A 1,787-nucleotide genomic window follows, 5' to 3' on the forward strand; every position below is an offset into this window, starting at 1 on the left:
TGGCATTAATTAAAATATTTTGCGTAAGCACATTGGCCGCATCTTTGGACACGTTCATAAAATAGGAATGAGCTGCTGCTAAACCATCACTAAACTTCTCTTTATCACCCTTGGTCATAATATTCGATAAATGAACAAGTTGTTTTTCTATTCCCTCATTCAGTTCTGGTTTTAAACGTGCTGCAGCCTCAATGCAGCTCAAATTAGTACCATCATGAAATAAGACACGATAAATAGGAGAGGGATGCTCAAAATACAAACGAATTAAATCAGCGCTGTGCTTCATTTCATTGGGTGAAATTTGCTGACTCCCCAAAAGTTTGGCTGAAAAAATGCATTGCCTGATGTAGGTGGATAAATCACGGGAGAGCTCAGGCGACAAAGACAAGTTAGAACTGGTGGAAGCTAAAAAGGTACGTGAGCCAAACAACATGCCGGTTCGGGTATAATCTAAATCTTGCGGCATATGTAATATATTGCTGGAGACTTGAGTAATCCCATACCCAATGCCACTAATAAGTGCCGCAGGCAGCCCAACACCTAAAGGCACATTATCTACGGTTAGCGCAGGTCCCGCTGAATCAGCCGTTTGCATGTCAATGATGGCCACCGGCGTTTTGATGCCTAAAATACAAAACAAAAAGACAAACGTACACAAAACATAACGACTAATGGCTTGAATCCTTTTACCACTGACGTATTGAAACCCGACCACCCCTACAGCAAGAATACTCACAATGTCCTGAGCCGATTTGTAAGTTGAGGTGCCAAGCAACGTCACCATGGCATCCAGTACTGTTTTGAGATACTCGCCATTTTGTGGTGTATATATGGTTAAAAGACTCATTGCGCGTCTCCATAATAGGCTGTTCTTAAGGTAGGTGTTAATGCACTTAAAGCTTGTTTAACGTTGTTGCGGATTAATTCATTCGTCTGTAAAGCCGCATTAAACCGCTCACGGCTCTCCGTGCCAAACCGCGCCACAAACTGTTGTGCCGTCTGCAGATTTTTGTATAAACGCTCTTCATTGTGAGCGCCTAGTTCACGCCCTGAGAGCGAAGCGCGAATAATATCGAGGGCATTGGAAAGGTATTGCGCCAATAAATCGGTTGCCACACTTTGAGCCAGCTCATAACTGCCTTGAATACCCGTGTTTTGTTGCGCATTGGCAGAAATAAGATTAAAAACTGCGGGTTGTGTTAACTCAATCAGCCCTTTTTGCTTATCAGATAACTCTTTGCCCATTTTAATGTTGTCATAAATTCCCTGCAGTAATTCCTGGACTTGAGCCACTAAGGCTTTTTTGGCACTGATTTCTTGCGTGCTTGTGGCATCAATAGATAAACAATGCGATTGTGGACCAGTGTCGGTACAGCGGTAACTGGGTAACTTTCCTCCGTACAACAAGGCTTTAATAAAATCTTGATTGGTTGCAAGCGAAGGGTAAGTCATTAACGCCCCTTTCGCGTTAAAGACAATGGTTCCTGAAATGGACATGTATACTTCCGCTAATTTGGGATCTTGTGCAATAAACTGATTAATTTGTAAGGAGTCCCAAACAATATTGGTGTTAATTAACACACGGTCTTTATATTCAGGATTATTTTTAGCCTCAGCCAATATGGAATCGGCTTCACCACCTGTGGAACATTTCTGACGTGCCATGGCCCAATCCGTAAAGGTTCCTTTGTGGCGACCCAAATCTTCGCAAAGACGCTGTTGTGCCGCCCTATTTCGCGGCCACACAGCAGCACTTAAATTTTCACCCATTTCACAGGAATTAAAAT

Annotated in this window: 2 protein-coding genes; both read right to left on the reverse strand. The window is 42.8% G+C overall.

Going from position 1 to position 1,787, the window contains the following annotated elements; translation table 11 throughout:
- Window positions 1–847 (reverse strand): conjugal transfer protein TraG N-terminal domain-containing protein (locus A8O27_RS18340; protein ID WP_162270511.1); only part of this gene is annotated, 847 nt, incomplete at its 3' end.
- On the reverse strand, window positions 844–1,787 hold a 944-nt coding region (locus tag A8O27_RS00880; RefSeq protein ID WP_064115048.1), incomplete at its 5' end, for a conjugal transfer protein TraH. The genes A8O27_RS18340 and A8O27_RS00880, both read right to left, overlap by 4 nt.

The sequence above is a fragment of the Legionella bozemanae genome (assembly GCF_001648595.1).
GTDB lineage: Bacteria > Pseudomonadota > Gammaproteobacteria > Legionellales > Legionellaceae > Legionella > Legionella bozemanae.